At 65.4% G+C, this 2,670-nt stretch carries 2 protein-coding genes; both read left to right on the top strand.

The window, feature by feature from the left end; genetic code table 11:
• The first annotated feature begins 222 nt into the window (after positions 1 to 222).
• Entirely contained in the window at positions 223 to 1,242 is a 1,020-nt protein-coding gene (locus ACFYM6_RS36090) for an endonuclease NucS domain-containing protein (RefSeq protein WP_387282020.1), read from the top strand.
• Positions 1,243 to 1,674: 432 nt separating this feature from the next.
• On the top strand, positions 1,675 to 2,283 hold the full coding sequence (locus ACFYM6_RS36085; protein WP_387282018.1) for a DUF4839 domain-containing protein: 609 nt from the start codon (positions 1,675 to 1,677) through the stop codon (positions 2,281 to 2,283).
• Positions 2,284 to 2,670 lie beyond the last annotated feature (387 nt).

Below are 2,670 nucleotides of genomic sequence, written 5' to 3'. Positions count from 1 at the left end.
CACACACACATGATCATCAGGGCGGCTGCACCCGTTCACCCGCCCCGCCTTCGGTGTCCACCCTGGTCAGACAGCTAATGGCGGCTGCCGTACTATCCGCCACCAAGCATCGCAGGGCCCAGGACGATCGTCGAGATATCCGGCTGGGACCGCCCAGCGCTGGGCACCACGGTTGGCTTCCACTACATCTGCCGCCGTGTACGGTCTGAGCCGGAGGTACACGTGGCCGAAGAGTTGCTGTTCACCGTCGACGGCGCGACCGCCGTTCCCGCCCAACGAATCTCGTTGGCCGAGGCGGGCCTGTTGGAGCGCCAACACCTGCAGCAATGGGTGATCGATCATCCGGAACTAATCGGCGCAGGAGTCAAGGTCGTCACGTTCGAATACGGCAAATGGGTTTCCGCTGGAGGAACCGCGACCGCAGACCGGCTGGACGTGCTGGGCCTTGACCGCACCGGACGACTCGTCGTCGTGGAACTCAAGCGCGACCGCGCACCGGACACCGTGACCATGCAGGCGATCAACTATGCGGCCATGGTCCGCCGCTTCAGCCTAGACGACCTGGCCGATGTGCATGCCGCCCATCTTGGCGGCTCGACGACTGCCGAGGAGGCGTTGGTCCAGTTGATGGAGTGGGCCGAAGGAGTCTCGGACGAGACGCTGGGCCCACCACGGATCGTGCTCATGGCCGCGGATTTCGGCCCGACCGTCACGAACACCGCCCTGTTCCTGTACGAAGCAGGCATCGACATCCGGCTGGTCCGCTACCAGCTCTACCAGACCGCAGCCGGTGAGAAAGTGCTGTCCGTCGCGCAACTGCTGCCCGTGCCCGATGCCGAGGACTTCATGATCCGGCCGCGATCCAGCGGCGCAACACAGGCAGCCGCCCGGGCCTCGGGCGAACGCCGGGCGGCAGCTGTGCAGCGTCTCATCTCCCACAGCGCCATCCCGGACGGCACCGAGTTAACCATCGTCGTACCCGAACTCGTCGACCAAGATCGAGACAGCATTCGCGCGTGGCTCGGCACCGACCCGAATCGAGCGCGAGTGCAGTGGCACGCTGACGTCAGCGGGCCTGTCAAATGGGCTGCTGATGGACAACGCTATCGGATCCTCGCGCTGATACGGCACATCATCGAGGCCGCCACCGGGCAGCCGCCGCGAGCCCAACTCTGGCCGCCGAACTGGTACCGGACACACGATGGACGGACCCTCCACCAGATCGCAGAACCTCTGTCGTAACCCCAGCCAGCGGTCACTCGCGAGCACTCCATTGCAGACAAGATGGCTCTATGCGGGGCTCGTACGGCGGGATGGGCGCGGCGCCGCGCGCGGACAGCGGCAGAAGCGCGCACGCGACCTTGCTTTATGGGCGGCCTCGCGGCGGCGGTGTCAGCGACCTCGGTGATCTCGAAGCCGTCCGGCGCTGGGGTGCCCGGCACTGGCGTGATCGCGTGACCATGGCGTGGCAGCTGAAGGACTACCTCGACTGGCTAACGCACCGAATGACGGATGTCGAGGGAGCGCCTGGGATTGCCACTGCCTACGACGGATCCGATGTCCCGAGCCTGCTCGGCACCTGGCCGGCACACCGGCCGCAGCGCGCCATCTCGGCGTTGCACCTAGCCGGAAGGGCTGCAGATGAGCGGCTGAGGGCGCGGCTATGATCCACTTATGAGCAAGCAAAGGCCGCCGCTGACGAAGGAACAGAAGGTCGGGTTTGGGGTGGCCGCTGGTCTGCTCCCCATTCTCGCCATCATCATCACTATCGGAGCGATCAACGAGACGAACGCGCCGACGTCTCCGGCTGCCACCACGACGGCAGCCCCGGCAGCGCAAGAGCCGGTAGAGGCCGCGCCTTCGCCGACACCTGCGTCTGCCGAGCCCAAGGCCGAGGCGGTCTTGACCGTGAAGAACAACAAGGATCTCGCAGCGCTCTTGGCAGCGGCGGAGGACCACGACCTGTTCCAGGAGTTCGCGACCAAGTACCAGGGCCGAACCATCAAGTTCGATGGCACCATCGCCGCAATGAACCATCACGGCGATTACAAGACGCGGTACGACATCTTGGTCCTCGCCGGAAATAGCATCGGCTCGGGAGTCACTGGGCCCAACTTCCAGTTCAAAGACGTCAACATCACCAGCGATCTGCGCCTCACGGGCCCGAACATCCCCGACACCATTGGCGTGGGGCAGAAGCTTCGCATCACTGCTGAGATAGAGGGCTATGCCGGGAACCAAGACCTCTTCCTGCTCGATCCGGTTTCCACTGAGGTGAGATAAGACCGTGGCTGTAAAGAAGGCGCGGCGAGCTGCGTCTCGGCCGGTGCTGGCTGCGCCGGCGCGCGGCCGTCGAAGAGCTCCCCGGCGAGGCGAGCCCTTCAGAGGCCGTTTGGGCTGCTCATCGCCACGCCAGCCGACCTGCTGGAAGAGCTGTTCGCCTGCGGGGCGTTCCATTGCCTGCTGGGACCGCGATACCTGTACTGGCCGGCACCCCACCAACAACCGGTGGGACACCTGATTCACGCGCTCGACCCTGACAAGCGCCCGTAGCAACGCCTGCCGGACCCGTCGCCAGGGTCATTGCGTAGTCGGGTAGCTGGTCACTGTGGTGATCAGGTCGTGGGGGCGGCGGTTGGCGCGTCGGGTGGCTCTGGCGATGTTGGTCTC

The organism is Micromonospora sp. NPDC006431, from assembly GCF_042870725.1.
GTDB lineage: Bacteria > Actinomycetota > Actinomycetes > Mycobacteriales > Micromonosporaceae > Micromonospora.
The sequence above is the reverse complement of the archived record's forward strand: the minus strand, read 5'-3'. Positions and strand labels throughout refer to the sequence as shown.

Excerpts from the sequence above, each read along its gene's own strand:
- ACFYM6_RS36085 (WP_387282018.1), top strand. The coding sequence starts at position 1,675 with ATGAGCAAGCAAAGGCCGCCGCTGACGAAGGAACAGAAGGTCGGGTTT.